Origin of the sequence: Sphingomonas carotinifaciens (assembly GCF_009789535.1) — a bacterium.
GTDB classification, from domain to species: domain Bacteria; phylum Pseudomonadota; class Alphaproteobacteria; order Sphingomonadales; family Sphingomonadaceae; genus Sphingomonas; species Sphingomonas carotinifaciens.
Map to the genome: position 1 here is coordinate 3,301,661 of NZ_WSUT01000005.1, position 14,949 is coordinate 3,316,609.

13 protein-coding genes are annotated in these 14,949 nt (G+C 67.7%); 1 reads left to right on the forward strand and 12 read right to left on the reverse strand.

Annotated features, from left to right (window positions below; translation table 11 throughout):
• Positions 1 to 27 precede the first annotated feature (27 nt).
• Genes GQR91_RS17440 through GQR91_RS17460 form a run of 5 tightly spaced genes read right to left on the reverse strand, consistent with a single transcriptional unit; the run spans position 28 to position 5,358 of the window.
• The gene (locus GQR91_RS17440; protein WP_112381176.1) at positions 28 to 474 is read right to left on the reverse strand and encodes a MaoC family dehydratase; all 447 of its coding nucleotides are present in this window, start codon (positions 472 to 474) and stop codon (positions 28 to 30) included.
• Complete coding sequence (locus tag GQR91_RS17445; protein ID WP_149681452.1) at positions 471 to 2,309, reverse strand: acetyl/propionyl/methylcrotonyl-CoA carboxylase subunit alpha; 1,839 nt, start codon at positions 2,307 to 2,309, stop codon at positions 471 to 473. The genes GQR91_RS17440 and GQR91_RS17445 overlap by 4 nt, the downstream gene beginning before the upstream one ends.
• A gap of 2 nt (positions 2,310 to 2,311) precedes the next feature.
• Positions 2,312 to 2,593, reverse strand: a complete 282-nt coding sequence (locus GQR91_RS17450; protein ID WP_149680938.1) for a barstar family protein — start codon at positions 2,591 to 2,593, stop codon at positions 2,312 to 2,314.
• A gap of 6 nt (positions 2,594 to 2,599) precedes the next feature.
• On the reverse strand, positions 2,600 to 4,195 hold the full coding sequence (locus GQR91_RS17455; protein ID WP_149680939.1) for a carboxyl transferase domain-containing protein: 1,596 nt from the start codon (positions 4,193 to 4,195) through the stop codon (positions 2,600 to 2,602).
• A complete protein-coding gene (locus GQR91_RS17460; RefSeq protein WP_149680940.1) occupies positions 4,192 to 5,358 on the reverse strand; it encodes an acyl-CoA dehydrogenase family protein in 1,167 nt (388 codons plus the stop codon). The genes GQR91_RS17455 and GQR91_RS17460 overlap by 4 nt, the downstream gene beginning before the upstream one ends.
• A 155-nt stretch (positions 5,359 to 5,513) precedes the next feature.
• Between GQR91_RS17460 and GQR91_RS17465 the strand changes: the two genes are divergently transcribed.
• Complete coding sequence (locus tag GQR91_RS17465; RefSeq protein WP_149680941.1) at positions 5,514 to 7,664, forward strand: histidine kinase dimerization/phosphoacceptor domain -containing protein; 2,151 nt, start codon at positions 5,514 to 5,516, stop codon at positions 7,662 to 7,664.
• A gap of 148 nt (positions 7,665 to 7,812) precedes the next feature.
• On the opposite strand, the gene GQR91_RS17470 is transcribed toward GQR91_RS17465, so the two are convergent.
• From GQR91_RS17470 to rpiA, 7 genes are all read right to left on the reverse strand, one after another.
• Positions 7,813 to 8,301, reverse strand: coding sequence for a biliverdin-producing heme oxygenase (locus GQR91_RS17470; RefSeq protein ID WP_249042551.1), 489 nt, complete (start codon positions 8,299 to 8,301; stop codon positions 7,813 to 7,815).
• 14 nt (positions 8,302 to 8,315) lie between these two features.
• Positions 8,316 to 9,062: an HAD-IIB family hydrolase gene (locus GQR91_RS17475; RefSeq protein ID WP_149680943.1), complete on the reverse strand. Its 747-nt coding sequence runs from the start codon at positions 9,060 to 9,062 to the stop codon at positions 8,316 to 8,318.
• Positions 9,059 to 9,880: a Cof-type HAD-IIB family hydrolase gene (locus tag GQR91_RS17480; RefSeq protein ID WP_149680944.1), complete on the reverse strand. Its 822-nt coding sequence runs from the start codon at positions 9,878 to 9,880 to the stop codon at positions 9,059 to 9,061. The genes GQR91_RS17475 and GQR91_RS17480 overlap by 4 nt, the downstream gene beginning before the upstream one ends.
• Positions 9,877 to 10,860 carry a phosphogluconate dehydrogenase (NAD(+)-dependent, decarboxylating) gene (gene gnd, locus GQR91_RS17485; protein ID WP_149680945.1) on the reverse strand — a complete coding sequence of 328 codons (984 nt, stop codon included), beginning with the start codon at positions 10,858 to 10,860 and terminating at the stop codon, positions 9,877 to 9,879. Before gnd ends, GQR91_RS17480 begins: the two co-directional genes overlap by 4 nt.
• 129 nt (positions 10,861 to 10,989) lie before the next feature.
• Positions 10,990 to 12,114: a transaldolase gene (gene tal / locus GQR91_RS17490; protein ID WP_149680946.1), complete on the reverse strand. Its 1,125-nt coding sequence runs from the start codon at positions 12,112 to 12,114 to the stop codon at positions 10,990 to 10,992.
• The gene (tkt, locus tag GQR91_RS17495) at positions 12,114 to 14,204 is read right to left on the reverse strand and encodes a transketolase (RefSeq protein WP_149680947.1); all 2,091 of its coding nucleotides are present in this window, start codon (positions 14,202 to 14,204) and stop codon (positions 12,114 to 12,116) included. The genes tal and tkt overlap by 1 nt, the downstream gene beginning before the upstream one ends.
• 73 nt (positions 14,205 to 14,277) lie before the next feature.
• Positions 14,278 to 14,946 (reverse strand): ribose-5-phosphate isomerase RpiA, encoded by a 669-nt coding sequence (gene rpiA, locus GQR91_RS17500; RefSeq protein WP_149680948.1) that lies wholly within the window; start codon positions 14,944 to 14,946, stop codon positions 14,278 to 14,280.
• Positions 14,947 to 14,949 lie beyond the last annotated feature (3 nt).

Here is a 14,949-nt window from a genome sequence, read left to right on the forward strand (position 1 = left end):
CCCGCTTGTTTTGCGGTGCCGGCCCGCTCAGCCCCGCCGTACCAGCGCGGTCCGCAGGCATCGGCAGACGATCTGGTCACGCTGGTTCAGCGCCTCGTGCCGGAACGTCACCAGCCCCGCCTCGGGCCGCGAGCGGCTGTCGCGCAGCGCCACCACCTCGGTCGTCGCGCGCAGCGTGTCGCCCAGGAACACCGGGTGGGGCATCACCAGCTCGTCATAGCCCAGATTGGCGACCAGCGTCCCCAGCGTCGTCTCCCCCACCGACAGCCCGACCATCAGGGCAAAGGTGAAGGTGCCGTTGACCAGGATCTGCCCGAACTCGCTCGCCCGCGCCGCCTCGACATCCAGGTGCAGCGGCTGCGGATTGTGCGTCATGGTGGAAAACAGCAGGTTGTCCGTCTCGGTCACCGTCCGGCGGATCGGATGCTCGATCCGGTCGCCGATCGTCCACCCCTCGAATGTGCGCCCGCTCATGCCGCGTCCTTCTCGATCCGCGCCAGCAACCGCCCCTCGGCCACCTGCCCGCCCGTCACCGCGTCCAGTTCGGCAACCACCCCGTCAAACGGCGCGACCAACGCATGTTCCATCTTCATCGCCTCCAGCGTCACCAGCGGCTGGCCGCGCACCACCTGCGCCCCCTGCTCCACCGCCACCGCGATGATCCGCCCCGGCATCGGCGACAGGATCGCCCCGTCGGACGCGCCCCCCGCCGCGGCACCATCAACCCGCCACGGCGCCAGCGTCCAGCTCTGCCCGCCCTGCATCACATAGGGTGCCGCCGGCCGCTCTGCCGCCGCCCCCAGCGTCACCGTCACCGCCTGCCCGTCCAGCAGCACCCGCGCCTCGCACCGCGCCCCGGCATTCAGCCGGAAGCCCGCCAGCGGCCCGGGCTGCACCATCGCCGTCGCCGCCGCCGCCAGCACGGCCGCATCGGGCTCAGCCGGCGGCAACAGCGCGTCGCCCTCACGCGCGATCAGGCCGGTATCCACCGTCCCCGACACGAACGCCGGATGCTCCAGCGCCCGCACCAGAAAGCCCGCATTGCTGCGCACCGGCCACACCGTCGCGCCGGCCAGCCTGTCGCGCAGGGCCACGCGTGCTTCCTCGCGCGTGTGCTCCCACGCGATCACCTTGGCGATCATCGGGTCGTAATAGGGCGTCACCGCGTCGCCCTGCCGCACGCCGGTATCGATGCGGATGCCGGCCCCGTCGCCCAGGTCGAACGCCTCCAGCCGTCCGATCGACGGCAGGAAGCCGCGCGCCGGGTCTTCGGCATAGAGCCGCGCCTCGATCGCGTGCCCCCGGATCGACAGCTCCGCCTGCGCGGCCGGCAGGCGCTCGCCCGCCGCGACACGCAACTGCCACTCGACCAGATCGACGCCAGTGATGGCCTCGGTCACCGGATGCTCGACCTGCAACCGGGTGTTCATCTCCATGAACCAGATGCGGTCGGCGCGCAGGCCCTCGCCCGCATCGGCGATGAATTCGATCGTGCCCGCGCCGACATAGTCGACCGCCTTCGCCGCCCGGACCGCCGCATCGCACACCGCCTCGCGCGTCGCCTCGTCCATTCCCGGCGCCGGCGCTTCCTCGATCACCTTCTGATGCCGCCGCTGCAACGAACAATCGCGCTCGAACAGATGCACGACATTGCCGTGGCCGTCCCCGAACACCTGCACCTCGATATGGCGCGGCGACAGGATATATTTCTCGATCAGGACGCGATCGTCGCCAAACGACGCCGCCGCCTCGCGCCGGCACGAGGCGAGCGCCGCGGCGAAGTCGCCGGGCGCGTCCACCCGCCGCATCCCCTTGCCGCCGCCACCCGCAACCGCCTTGATCAGCACGGGATAGCCGATCGCATCGGCCTCCGCCGCCAACCGTGCCTCGCCCTGATCCTCGCCCAGATAGCCCGGCGTCACCGGCACCCCTGCCGCGATCATCCGCGCCTTCGCCGCATCCTTCAGCCCCATCGCGCGGATGCTGTCGGGGTTCGGGCCGACCCAGGTCAGCCCGGCATCGATCACGGCTTGCGCAAAGTCGGCATTCTCGCTGAGGAAGCCATAGCCGGGGTGGATCGCATCCGCCCCACTTGCCCGTGCCGCCTCCAAGATGCGGTCGCCGCGCAGATAGCTGTCCCGCGCCGCCGCCGGTCCGATCAGCACCGCCGTATCGGCCAAGGCGACATGCAGCGCGCTCGCGTCCGCCTCGGAATAGACGGCCACGGTACGTACACCCATCGCCCGCGCCGTGCGAATGACCCGACAGGCAATCTCGCCGCGATTGGCGATCAACAGGGTAGAGATCATCATCAGGATTCCAGCACAAGCGTGATCGCGGTGCCGCCCCGCAGGGCGATGGCGTCCAGGATCACGGTCAGGATACGATCGAACCGCGCGCCGACCGTCAGGCGAGCAGCCGCGGCATGGCGCAGGCGAATGGCGATCGGCGGATCGACAACGGCAACCAGCAGGTCGAACAGCGCATCCAGGCTGCCGCCATACCATTCGACGCCGGACGCATCACGGATGCGGGCATGGAAGTCCGCCTCGTCCACGATGCTTTCACCGTCGATGCACAGATCCATCGCCATCGCGCACTACATCCGGAACACGCCGAACGCCGCGCGTTCCGGGATCGGCGCGTTCAGCGTCGCGGCCAGCGCCAGGCCCAGCACGTCGCGCGTCTGCGCGGGATCGATGATGCCATCGTCCCACAACCGCGCCGTCGCGTACCAGGGATTGCCCTCTTCCTCATATTTCGCCCGGATCGGCGCCTTGAAGGCATCCGCCTCCTCCTCGCTCCAGCGGGCGGCATCGCGGTGGACGGTGGCCAGGACGCTCGCCGCCTGTTTGCCGCCCATCACGCTGATCCGCGCATTGGGCCAGGTGAACAGGAAGCGCGGGGAATAGGCCCGCCCGCACATGCCGTAATTGCCCGCGCCGAAGCTGCCGCCGATCACCACCGTGATCTTGGGCACCTGCGCGGTGGCGACCGCGGTCACCAGCTTGGCCCCGTGCTTGGCGATCCCTTCCGCCTCGTATCGGCCGCCCACCATGAAACCCGCAATATTCTGCAGGAACAGCAGCGGGATACGCCGCTGGCATGCCAGCTCGATGAAATGCGCCCCCTTTTGTGCGCTCTCGGAGAACAGCACGCCGTTATTTGCCAGGATCGCGACCGGCTGGCCATGGATATGTGCAAAGCCACAAACCAGGCTGGTGCCGTAGAGCGGCTTGAACGCATGAAATTCCGACCCGTCGACGATCCGCGCGATCACCTCGTGCACGTCATAGGGCGCCCGCACGTCCGACGGGATTAGTCCGTACAGTTCCTCTTTCGGATAGAGCGGCGCGCGCGGGGGCACCATGTTGACCGGCGCCGCCATCTGCGGCGGCAGCGTGGAGACGATATCGCGCAACAGGGTCAGCGCGTGCTCGTCATTCTCCGCGACATGATCGACCACGCCCGATCGCCGGCCATGCGTTTCCGCCCCGCCGAGTTCCTCGGCAGAGATCACCTCGCCCGTCGCCGCCTTGACCAGTGGCGGCCCGGCCAGAAAGATCGTGCCCTGCTCGCGCACGATCACCGTCTCGTCCGACATGGCCGGCACATAGGCGCCGCCCGCGGTGCAGCTTCCCATCACGCACGCGATCTGCGGGATGCCCGCCGCCGACATCTGCGCCTGGTTGAAGAAGATGCGGCCGAAATGGTCGCGGTCGGGAAACACCTCCGCCTGATGCGGCAGGTTCGCGCCGCCCGAATCGACCAGATACAGGCAGGGCAGCCGGTTTTCCGCCGCGATCTCCTGCGCGCGCAGATGCTTCTTCACGGTCAGCGGGTAATAGGTGCCACCCTTCACCGTCGCGTCGTTGGCGACGATCATCACCTGCCGCCCCGATACCCGGCCGATCCCGGCGATCACGCCCGCGCCGGGCACCTCCCCGCCATAAAGGCCGTTCGCCGCCAGCTGCCCGATTTCCAGAAACGGCGAGGCGGGGTCGAGCAGCCGCTCCACCCGTTCGCGCGGCAACAGCTTGCCCCGACCGACATGGCGCTCGCGCGACGCCTCGCTGCCGCCCAGCCCGGCGACCGCAACATCGGCGCGCAGCCGCTCGGCCAGCGCGCGATTATGCGCGGCATTGGCGCGGAATCCTTCGGCCTCCGTCTGCACCGCGCTCGGCAGCACCCTCATTGCGCGACCTTCGGCTTGGCGCCGATCAGTTCGCGGCCGATCAGCATGCGGCGGATCTCGTTCGTCCCTGCACCGATGTCGAGCAGCTTGGCATCGCGCGCGAAGCGCTCCACCGGCCAGTCCTTGGTATAGCCCGCCCCGCCCAGCGCCTGGATCGCCTCCAGCGAAACCTTGACCGCATTCTCGCTCGCCAGCAGAATCGCGCCCGCCGCATCGAACCGCGTCGTCCGCCCCGCGTCGCAGCTCCGCGCGACCGCATAGACATAGGCGCGCGAGGAATTGAGCGCGACATACATGTCGGCCACCTTGGCCTGGATAAGCTGAAACGTCCCGATCGCCTGCCCGAACTGCTCGCGCTCGCGGACATAGGGCACCACCACGTCGAGGCAGGCCTGCATGATGCCAAGCTGGATGCCCGCCAGCACCGCGCGCTCGTAATCCAGCCCGCTCATCAGCACGCCGACGCCGCCGTTCAGCGGCCCCATCACATTCTCCGCCGGCACGAAACAGTCGGTAAAGACCAGCTCGGCGGTCGGCGATCCGCGCATGCCCATCTTGTCGATCTTCTGCCCGATTGCGAAGCCCGGCATGTCGCGCTCGATCAGGAAGGCGGTGATCCCGCGGCTTCCCTCCCCCGTCTTGGCATAGACGACCAGCGTGTCGGCATAGGCTGCGTTGGTGATCCAGAACTTCGTGCCGTTCAGCCGGAACCCGCCCTCGACCGCCTCGGCCTTCAGCTTCATCGACACTACGTCCGACCCGGCCGTCACCTCCGACATCGCCAGGCTGCCGACATGTTCGCCGGAGATCAGCTTGGGCAGGTATTTCGCCTTCTGCTCGGGGCTTGCCCAGCGGCTGATCTGATTGATGCACAGGTTGGAATGCGCGCCGTAGGAAAGGCCGAGCGAGGCCGAGGCGCGGCTGACTTCCTCGATCGCGACGACATGATCCAGATAGCCCAGTCCCAGCCCGCCATCCGCCTCGCCGACGGTGATGCCGTGCAGGCCCAGCGCGCCCATTTCCGGCCAGATGTCGCGGGGAAACCAGTCCTCCGCATCCATCCGCGCGGCCAGCGGGGCGATACGGTCGGTGGCGAAGCGTCGCGTGGCATCGCGGATCATGTCCGCGCTCTCGCCGAGCGCGAAGTCGAAATCGTCGATCATGGCCTCTCCGGGTCTGTAATTTTCTTTCGCTTCTAGCTTCAATTCGGTCTTGAGGGGAAGAGCGGTCTTTGTACGGTATTCGGCATTTCTCTTCCAAATTTGCAACGCCGCTCGAAAACCGGCATGCGGCTGCATCCAGTGAGAGATGTGTACCCATGGCAACGTTGCCCGTAACGCCGCCGATCGGCGCCGATCTAACGGTCTGCGATCGCGAGCCGATCCATATCCCGGGTGCCATCCAGCCCCACGGCCTGCTGCTGGTCGCCGATCCGGCCACGCTGACCGTGATCGCGGGTGCCGGCGCGCTGGAGGAACGGCTTGCGCCCGACTGGCTGGGCCGCACGCTGTCCGATCTGCTCGCGCAGGATATCTCCGCGCTTCTCGCCAACACCATGGTCGGCTTGGGCTCCACCCTGACCGCCCAGCCGCTGACCACCGCCACCGAGCAGTTCGAGGTCGCGCTGCACCGCGGCGGCGACCGGCTGCTGGTCGAGCTGGAACCCGCCGAGCGGGACGCGCCCTGGGGTCGGGGCAGCGTGCTGCCCTGGCTGGATGCCGCCGCGACCACCTTCGAGCGGGCCGGCGACCTGCAATCGCTGTGCGAGCGTGCCGCGGTCGCCTTTCGTGCGCTGACCGGCTTCGACCGGGTCATGGTGTACCGCTTTCTCGACGACGATGCCGGTCGCGTCGTTGCCGAGGATGCCGCGCCCGATACCGGCACGTTTCTCCACCATCACTTCCCCGCGTCCGACATCCCCAGACAGGCCCGCGCGCTATACATCCGCAACCGCACCCGGGCGATCCCGGCGATCGACTATACCCCGGCCCCGCTTCGCCCGATCGGCTTCGAGGCCACCGACCTGTCCGACGTCGGCTTGCGCAGCGTATCGCCCATCCACCTGCGCTACCTGCACAATATGGGTGTCGGTGCGTCCGCCTCGATCTCGATCGTCAAGGACGGGCTGCTCTGGGGCCTGATCGCGTGCCACAATGCCGCGCCGCGCCGCCTGTCGCCCGCCACCCGCTCCGCCGCCGCGATGCTCGCCAGCGGCCTTGCCCGCCAGATCCGCGCCAAGGAGGAAGCGGACACCTATCGCGAGCGCCTGCGCCTGCGTGCCGCGGAAGACAGCCTGCTGCCCCGCATCGCGACCAGCGGGTCGCTGCGCAAGGCGGTGGACGCGCTGTCGAACGAGCTGTGCCAGATGTTCCGCAGCGACGGCTTCGCCCTGGTCCAGGGTCCGGCGGTCGCCTGTCACGGCATCCATCCGGGATCGTTCGACATTCAGGAACTGGCGCGCTGGGTGCGTGCACGCGGCACCAGCGACCTGTTCGCGACGCACGAGCTGGCGCAGCATGTACCGGAAGCTGCGGATTATTCGGACCGTGCCAGCGGGCTGCTCGCACTGCCGCTGGTCGATGACGGCGCCGTCCTGCTCTGGTTCCGCGCCGAACAGGTCGAGGAAGTCGAATGGGCCGGCAACCCCCACAAGGCGGTCGACCTGAAGCCCGGCGAAATCCTGTCGCCGCGCGCCTCGTTCGAAAGCTGGGTGGAAACGGTGCGCGGTCGCGCCCGCCACTGGACGCTGGAGGAGATCGAGGCCGCGCATCGCCTGCGCCGCGCGTTGCACGACATCCACCAGACGCAGCGCCTGCGCACGCTGAACACCGAGTTGCAGCGGACGCTCGCCGACAAGGACGCGTTGCTCCAGCAGAAGGACGTGCTGATGAAGGAGGTGGACCACCGCGTCCAGAACAGCCTCCAGCTCGTCTCGGCCTTTCTGTCGCTGCAAAGCAAGGCGGCGAACGACCCCACCGTGCGCGCGCATCTGTCGGAGGCGCAGGCGCGCCTGTCCGCGGTCGCGCTGGTCCATCGCCGTCTCTACCGCGACGACCAGATCCAGACGGTCGACCTCGCCCGCTATCTGGAGGAACTGGTCGGCGACATGAAGGCATCGCTGGGCGCCGACTGGGCGCAGTTGATCCGCCTCGACCTCGCCCCTGTCCTGATGCCCACCGACCGGGCGATCAATCTGGGCCTGGTGACCACCGAACTGCTCATCAACGCGACCAAATATGCCTATGGCGGCGCGGCCGGGCCGATCGCCATTTCGCTGGAACAGCATCGCAACCGCCTGCGCCTGATCGTGGCCGACGATGGCCGTGGCAAGACGGGGGACGGGGCTGGCTTCGGCAGCCGCATGATGACCGCCATGATGTCCCGCCTGTCCGGCACCATCGACCATGTCGACAACCAGCCCGGCCTGCGCGTGATCGTCACCGCCCCGATCGAGGATCGGCCAAGCTAATCTTCCCCTCTTCCCTTTGAGGGAGGGGCCCACCGCGCGAGCGGTGGGAGGGTGAGGGGCCGCCAAGCAGCGCGGCACCGCTGGTCACCCCTCACCCTTCCGACTGCCTTACGGCAGCGGGCCCCTTCCCCTCTCCGCGAAGAGGGAACTACACCAAAGCCTGTTGGTACAACCCGAACGTCGCCTCCGCTGCACCAATGGCCCGGTCCAGCGCGCCCTCGTCCACCAGCGCCGCATCCAGCGCCGCGCGTAAGGAACGCCACTCCCCCGGCGCGAACACCGCGGAGAGATACGCCCGCGGCAATCCCGCCCCGACGTCGCGCGCCAGCATCGCCCCGCCCAGCCGGGATCCCTCGACCACGTACAGCGCGCCCCAGGCCGCCGCATCGTCATCGGGCAACGCAAACGGCAAGGGCGCCGGCATTTCGACGCCAAGCGCCGCCAGATCCTCCGCCAGCGCCCCCGCACGCGGCCGCCAGTCGGGCATCCCCGCGCGGCCCGAAAGCCACGCCTCCACTGCGGGCAAAGCCCGCGCATGCGCGATCAGGAAGGCTCGATAGTGTCCCGCATCCGCCAGGTCATAGCCTGCAAAGGCCGCATCCACCGCCGCATGCGCGGCGGCGGTCCGTTCGCGCAATGCCAGCGCCCCGCTCACTTCAGGCAGGCGACGATCCCGGCGATCACCGCCAGCGTTTCCTCCGGATCGCGCACCCGCACCGTGTCCAGACCCAGCTCCTTGGCAGGATAATCGTTGCCGCCGGGGAAGATCGCATCGCCGATGAACATCATCGCATCCAGCGGGATGCCGCTCTCGTCACGCAGCCGTCTCAGGCCGTACGCCTTGTCGACGCCTTCCTGCGTGATGTCGATCGAGGTCGCGCCGCCCATGTTGATCGACAGGCCCGGCAGGCGCTTCTTCAGGTCGGCCTGGATCACCTTGCGCTTCTCGAACTTGGGGTCCCAATGCTCCTTTTCCTTGACCGGCGCCTGCTGGCCCAGCGCGGAAAAGGTGATCTGGCTGCCGCGATCCTCGATCCGCTCGCCCCAGGTCTGCTCGGGCACGAAGCCGGTCGCCTCCAGCGAGGCATCGAATGCCTCCAGGATCTTGGCCTTGGTCGCATCGTCGAACAGTTCGGCATAGACCGTGGTCCACTGCCCGTCCTGCCAGGTGAACAGCTTGGTGCCCGTCGTCGGCATCAGCCACAGCTTCGACCGGTCGGCACGCTCGGGCAGGCGGCTCGCCACCTGCTTGTCGAACTGCGGCCAGTCCCCGCCGGAGATCACCGCGACATGCGCCACGTCCAGCAGATCGGCCAGTGCCTCGCCCATCGGATCGCCCAGCGGCTGCTTGCTTTCGGCCAGGGTGCCATCGAGGTCGAAGGCGACGAGCTGCTTCATGTACGAACTCCGGTGCGGGGAAAGATAATGGTGTTGATGGCGTGTGCCACGCCGTCTTCGGCGTTGGAAAGGGTATGTGTCGCCACCTGTGCCTTTACGGCACTGGGCGCATTGCCCATCACGATGGGCAGGCCGGCGCGCAGCAGCATCGGCAGGTCGTTCGCCTGGTCCCCGATCGCGGCGACCTCCGCCAGGCCCACGTCGAACGCCTTGGCGAGCGACGCGACACCCTCGCCCTTATTTGCTTCCAGTGCGGTGATGTCGAGATAATAGGTCTGCGACTGCGCGATGGTGGCATCGTCACCGTGCACGCCCGCAATCCGATCATGCAGCGCACGCAGCACGGGCGGATCGTCGCTGACAAAGGTGATCTTGTCGACCTCGCCTGCCAGCGCAACGAAATCCTGCGTGATCACCGGCTCCTGGGCGGAGGCGATGCGCTCATGATCGACATGCTCGCCCTCCGGATTGCTGGCATACCAGCGATCGGCGGCGAACACCCAGATATCGACGGCCACGTCGCGGGCCGCTTCCAGAGCGCCGCGCACGACAGGTTCGGGCACGCGAAAGCGCGCCTCGATCGTCCCGTCCCGGCGAAACACCGTCCCGCCATTGAACGCGCCTACCGGGGCATCAACCCCCAGCGTCTCGACCAGCGCCATCAACCCCGACCGGGGTCGCGCACTGATGATCGTGAAGCCGACGCCCGCCGCCTCCAGCCGCCGCACCGCCGCGATCGTGGCGGGGCGCAGCGTCTTGTCGGGATCGACCAGCGTGCCGTCGACATCGGAGACGACGAGCCGGATCGGCGTCGTCATTGCGGGATTTCGGTGTGGCCACCAAAGCCGAAGCGCATGGCCGACAGCACCTGGTCGCCGAAGGTATGCTCCACGCGGCTACGATAGCGCGCGAACAGCGAGGCGGTCAGCACATTGGCCGGCACCTTTTCCTCCATCGCCGCATCGATCGTCCACTGGCCCTCACCCGAATCCGCGACATGGCCGGAGAATTGTTGCAGCATCTCGTCCTTGGCCAGCGCACTCGCGGTCAGGTCGAGCAGCCAGGACGAGATCACGCTGCCCCGCCGCCACACCTCGGCAATGTCGGTCAGGTTCAGGTCGAAGCGTTCATCTTCCGGCAGCTTGTCGGAATTCTTGGACTTCAAGATGTCGAAGCCCTCGGCATAGGCCTGCATCAGGCCGTATTCGATGCCGTTGTGGATCATCTTCACGAAATGCCCGGCACCCGCGGGGCCGGCATGGATATAACCCTTTTCGGCGCGCGGGTCGGCCTTTTCGGCGACGCGACCCGGCGTGCGGACGATGTCGCCCGTGCCCGGCGCCAGCGTGTCGAAGATCGGGTCGAGATAGCGCACCGTCTCTTCGCTGCCGCCGATCATCATGCAATAGCCGCGATCCAAGCCCCATACGCCGCCGGACGTGCCGACATCGACATATTCGATGCCCTTTTCCCGCAGTTCCTTGGCGCGGCGGATATCGTCCTTGTAGAAGCTGTTGCCGCCATCGATCACGATGTCGCCCGCCTTCGCGTCGGCGCAGATCTGCTGGATCGTGTCCTCGGTCGGGCCGCCTGCGGGCAGCATCACCCACCAGATGGCGGGGCTGTCCAGCTTGGTCGCCATGTCCGCGATACCGCTGGCGCCCTGCGCGCCGTCTGCGGTCAGCTTCTCCACCGCCGCCGCATCGCGATCCCAGGCGACGACCTCATGGCCGGCCTTCATCAACCGCCGCGCGATGTTGCCGCCCATCCGGCCAAGACCGATCAGACCGATTTTCATGCAAACGCTCCTACTCAATATTGCCCTCGCCACCCGGCAGGGAGGGAAGGACCCCACGGCCCTGCCGTGGGGAGGGTGAGGGGCTGCGAACAACGCAACCCGGCTTGAGGTCCTTTCCCCTGATCGGCTTTACGCCTCGGCCGGCTGCTTCTTGGCGATCGCACCCAGCAGATCGTCGAATGCGGTGGTGAAGGACGCCACGCCCTCCTCGACCAGCCGGCCCGTCACGCCGTTCAGGTCCAGCCCCAGCCGCTCGGCCTCGGCCAGCACGTGGCGCGCCTCGTCCACATCGGCGGTCAGCGTGTTCGCCACCGTGCCACGCTCGCGGAACGCGTCCATCGTCTTGGGCGGCATGGTGTTCACCGTGTCCGGCCCGATCAGCGTGTCGACATACAGCGTGTCCGGATAGGCCGGATCCTTGGTACCCGTCGATGCCCAGAGCAACCGCTGCGGCTGCGCACCCTTTGCGGCCAGCGCCTGCCAGCGGTCGGACTTGATGAAGTCCAGATACCATTGATAGGCGAGCTTTGCGTTGGCGATCGCCACCTTGCCGCGGATTGCCTTCAGCGCCTCGGCCTCCGGATCGCCGTCCTTCACGCGCTGGTCGATCGCCTTGTCGATCGAGGAATCGATGCGGCTGACGAAGAAGCTGGCGACGCTGGCGGTCCGGTCGATCGGCTCGCCCTTCTTCACCCGCTCCTCCAGCCCCATCGCATAGGCTTCCGCCACCCGCGCATAGGATTCCTGCGAGAACAGCAGGGTGACGTTGACGTTGATCCCCTTGGCGATCGTCGCCGCGATCGCGGGCGCGCCCGCCGGCGTGCCGGGGATTTTGATCATCAGGTTCGGCCGGTCGACCGCATGCCACAGCTCCTCGGCCTCGGCGATCGTCGCGTCGGTGTCGTCGGCGATGTAGGGCGACACCTCCAGGCTGACATAGCCGTCCTTGGCGTCCAGCCGGTCGTAGACGGGGCGCAGCGTCTCGGCTGCCGCCTTGATGTCCTGGATCGCCAGATGCTCGTAACGGTCGATCGTCGCCGCGCCGGGGTTCTCCTTGTCGAACGCGGCCAGCGTTCCGTCATAGGCGTCGCCGTGGCCCATCGCCTTTTCGAAGATCGACGGGTTCGACGTCACGCCGGTCAGCCCGTCCTCGGCGACGAGCGCGTCCAGCCCGCCCGCCTCCAGGAACTTGCGATCCACGAAATCGAGCCACACTGCGCAGCCCGCGGCGCTCATGTCCTTGAGCGTGCTCATCACTTGGTCTCCAGCAGTTCGCGCGCCACCTTGACGACATTGTCCACGGTGAAGCCGTATTTGTCCTGCAGCTTGGATATGGGGGCGGAGGCCCCGAACGTCGACATGGTGATCGTGCGGCCCGCCAGGCCGACATAACGGTCCCATCCGATCGACCCGGCCTGCTCCACAGCCAGACGCGCGGTGACATGGCCCGGCAGCACCGATTCCTTGTAGGCGGCGTCCTGCATCTCGTAGCGATACCAGCTCGGCATCGACACGACCCGCGCCTTCACCCCGTCGGCGCACAGCTTTTCATACGCCTCGGTGACCAGCGCCAGTTCCGATCCGGTCGCGATCAGGATCACGTCGGGCGTGCCGTCGCAATCGGCGAGAACATAGCCGCCCTTCTCCACGTCCGACGCGGGCGCATATTTGCTCCGGTCCAGCGTCGGCAGCGGCTGGCGCGACAGCACCAGCACGGTGGGCCGGCTGCTGTTGGTCATCGCGCAGCGCCACGCCTCCGACACCTCGTTGGCGTCGCCCGGCCGGATCGTGTCCAGCCCCGGAATGGCACGCAGCGTGGCGAGATGCTCGATCGGCTGGTGCGTCGGCCCGTCCTCGCCCACACCGATCGAATCGTGCGTAAAGACGAAGATCGCGCCGATCTCCATGATCGCCGCCAGCCGGATCGGTGCGCGCATATAGTCGGCGAATACGAGGAAGGTCGCGCCGTAGGAGCGCAGGTGCGACAGCGCCATGCCATCCACGATCGCGCCCATGCCATGCTCGCGCACGCCGAAATGCATGTTGCGGTCGCCATAGGAGCCCGCCTGGAACGACCCGCCATCCTTGATCAGCGTCTTGGTCGACGGCGCCAGATCCGCCGATCCCCCGACCAGCCACGGCACCTTGGCCGCGATCGCGTTCAGCGCCTTGCCACCGGACTCGCGGCTCGCCACGCCCTTGGCATCCGCCTCATAGACCGGCAGGTCGGCGTCCCAGCCCTCGGGCAGCTCGTCCTTGAGCATCGCATCGAGCTCGGCCGCCAGTTCCGGATGCGCTTGCCGATAGCGATCGACCATCGCCACCCATTCGTCGCGCAGCGGCTTGCTGCGCGCCTCGATCGCACCCTGGAACGACTCGCGCACGCCGTCCGGCACCAGGAACTGCGCATCCTCGGGCCAGCCATAGGCCTTTTTGGTCGCGCGGATCGCCTCGTCGCCCAGCGGCTCGCCATGCGCCTTCTCGCTGCCCGCCTTGGGGCTGCCATAGCCGATCACCGAGTGCACCACGATAAAGGTCGGCTTGTCCTGCGTGGCCTTGAACGTATCCAGCGCTTTGCACAGCGCGCCCACGTCGTTGGCGTCGTCCACGTGCAGCACGTTCCAGCCATAGGCCTCGAACCGCTTGCCCACATCCTCGTCAAAGGCGAGGTCGGTGCCGCCCTCGATCGAGATGTGGTTGCTGTCGTAGATCCAGCACAGGTTGGACAGCTTCAGGTGCCCGGCGGTCGATGCCGCCTCGGACGCGACGCCCTCCATCATGTCGCCGTCGCCGCATACCACGTACACGTCATGGTCGAAGACGGGGAAACCCTCGCGGTTGAAATGCGCCGCCAGCCAGCGCTCGGCGATCGCCATGCCCACCGAATTGCCGCAACCGGCGCCCAGCGGGCCGGTGGTCGTCTCGACCCCGGTGGTGTGGCGATATTCGGGATGGCCCGGCGTGCGCGACGAGAGCTGCCGGAACTGCTTGATGTCATCCAGGCTGATCGCCGGGTTGCCGGTCTTGTTGCCGTCCGCATCGATCTCCTCGATCCCCGCCAGATGCAGCAGGGCGTAGAGCAGCATCGACGCATGCCCCACCGACAGCACGAAGCGGTCGCGGTTCGGCCAGTCGGCATGGGCCGGGTCGAAGCGAAGATAGCGCGACCAGAGCGTGTGCCCGACCGGTGCCAGCGCCATCGGCGTGCCGGGGTGGCCCGAATTGGCCTTTTGCACCGCATCCATCGACAGGGTGCGGATCGTATCGATCGTCAGGCGTTCGATCGAACCGTCCTCGTGAAGGTGCGAGTCCGCGCTCGAAGCGGTGGTGGCTGCGTCAGTCATGAAAGTGGGGCCTCATTCTCGTCAGCGACCGAACGCCCGCGCATCCGATCTGGTTGCCAAGACGTTTTCGGCCTTAACGGCCAAGTGCCCTCCGTTCCAGTCTCGTAACAACACCATCCTCGGCAATGATCGCCGCATCCACCTCGGACAGGAACAGGCCATGCCCCACCACGCCGGGGATTGATGCCACGGCGGCCGCCATCCGCTGCGGATCGGCATCGCGCCAGCCATGGCCGTCCAGGATGACATTGCCGTTATCCGTCTCCACCCCCTCCCTTTTTTCCACCCGCTCAAACAACCCGGCGAGCGCGCGCGCCACGAAGCGCTCGGCAAAGGGCAGAACCTCCACCGGCAGTTTCGCCGCGCCCACCCGGTCCACGCGCTTGCTGCCATCGGCGATCACCACCATCCGGTCGGACGCGGCGGCCACCACCTTCTCGCGCAGCATCGCCCCGCCCGCGCCCTTGACCGCGACCAGCATCGAATCGATCTCGTCCGCTCCGTCTATGGTCAGGTCGACCCGGCTGATCCCGGCAAAATCGCGCACCACCAGCCCGCCCTCCCGCGCCGCCCGCGCGCTCGCCTCGGACGTGGCGACCACCTCGATCGCCGGCCGGCGATCGACCAGAAGGGCGATCAGGTGCGCCGCCGTGCTGCCGGTGCCCAGCCCCACCAGCATCCCGTCGCGCACCATCTCCACGGCGGCGGCGGCGGCGGCCCGCTTGTCGGTATCGGTCGTCATGAT

Coding starts and splice junctions, on each gene's coding strand:
- GQR91_RS17460 (WP_149680940.1), bottom strand. CDS start 5,358: ATGATCGACGATTTCGACTTCGCGCTCGGCGAGAGCGCGGACATGATC.
- gnd (WP_149680945.1), bottom strand. CDS start 10,860: ATGAAAATCGGTCTGATCGGTCTTGGCCGGATGGGCGGCAACATCGCG.
- GQR91_RS17445 (WP_149681452.1), bottom strand. CDS start 2,309: ATGATCTCTACCCTGTTGATCGCCAATCGCGGCGAGATTGCCTGTCGG.
- GQR91_RS17455 (WP_149680939.1), bottom strand. CDS start 4,195: ATGAGGGTGCTGCCGAGCGCGGTGCAGACGGAGGCCGAAGGATTCCGC.
- GQR91_RS17440 (WP_112381176.1), bottom strand. CDS start 474: ATGAGCGGGCGCACATTCGAGGGGTGGACGATCGGCGACCGGATCGAG.
- tal (WP_149680946.1), bottom strand. CDS start 12,114: ATGAGCACGCTCAAGGACATGAGCGCCGCGGGCTGCGCAGTGTGGCTC.
- rpiA (WP_149680948.1), bottom strand. CDS start 14,946: ATGACGACCGATACCGACAAGCGGGCCGCCGCCGCCGCCGCCGTGGAG.
- GQR91_RS17480 (WP_149680944.1), bottom strand. CDS start 9,880: ATGACGACGCCGATCCGGCTCGTCGTCTCCGATGTCGACGGCACGCTG.
- tkt (WP_149680947.1), bottom strand. CDS start 14,204: ATGACTGACGCAGCCACCACCGCTTCGAGCGCGGACTCGCACCTTCAC.
- GQR91_RS17465 (WP_149680941.1), top strand. CDS start 5,514: ATGGCAACGTTGCCCGTAACGCCGCCGATCGGCGCCGATCTAACGGTC.
- GQR91_RS17475 (WP_149680943.1), bottom strand. CDS start 9,062: ATGAAGCAGCTCGTCGCCTTCGACCTCGATGGCACCCTGGCCGAAAGC.
- GQR91_RS17450 (WP_149680938.1), bottom strand. CDS start 2,593: ATGGCGATGGATCTGTGCATCGACGGTGAAAGCATCGTGGACGAGGCG.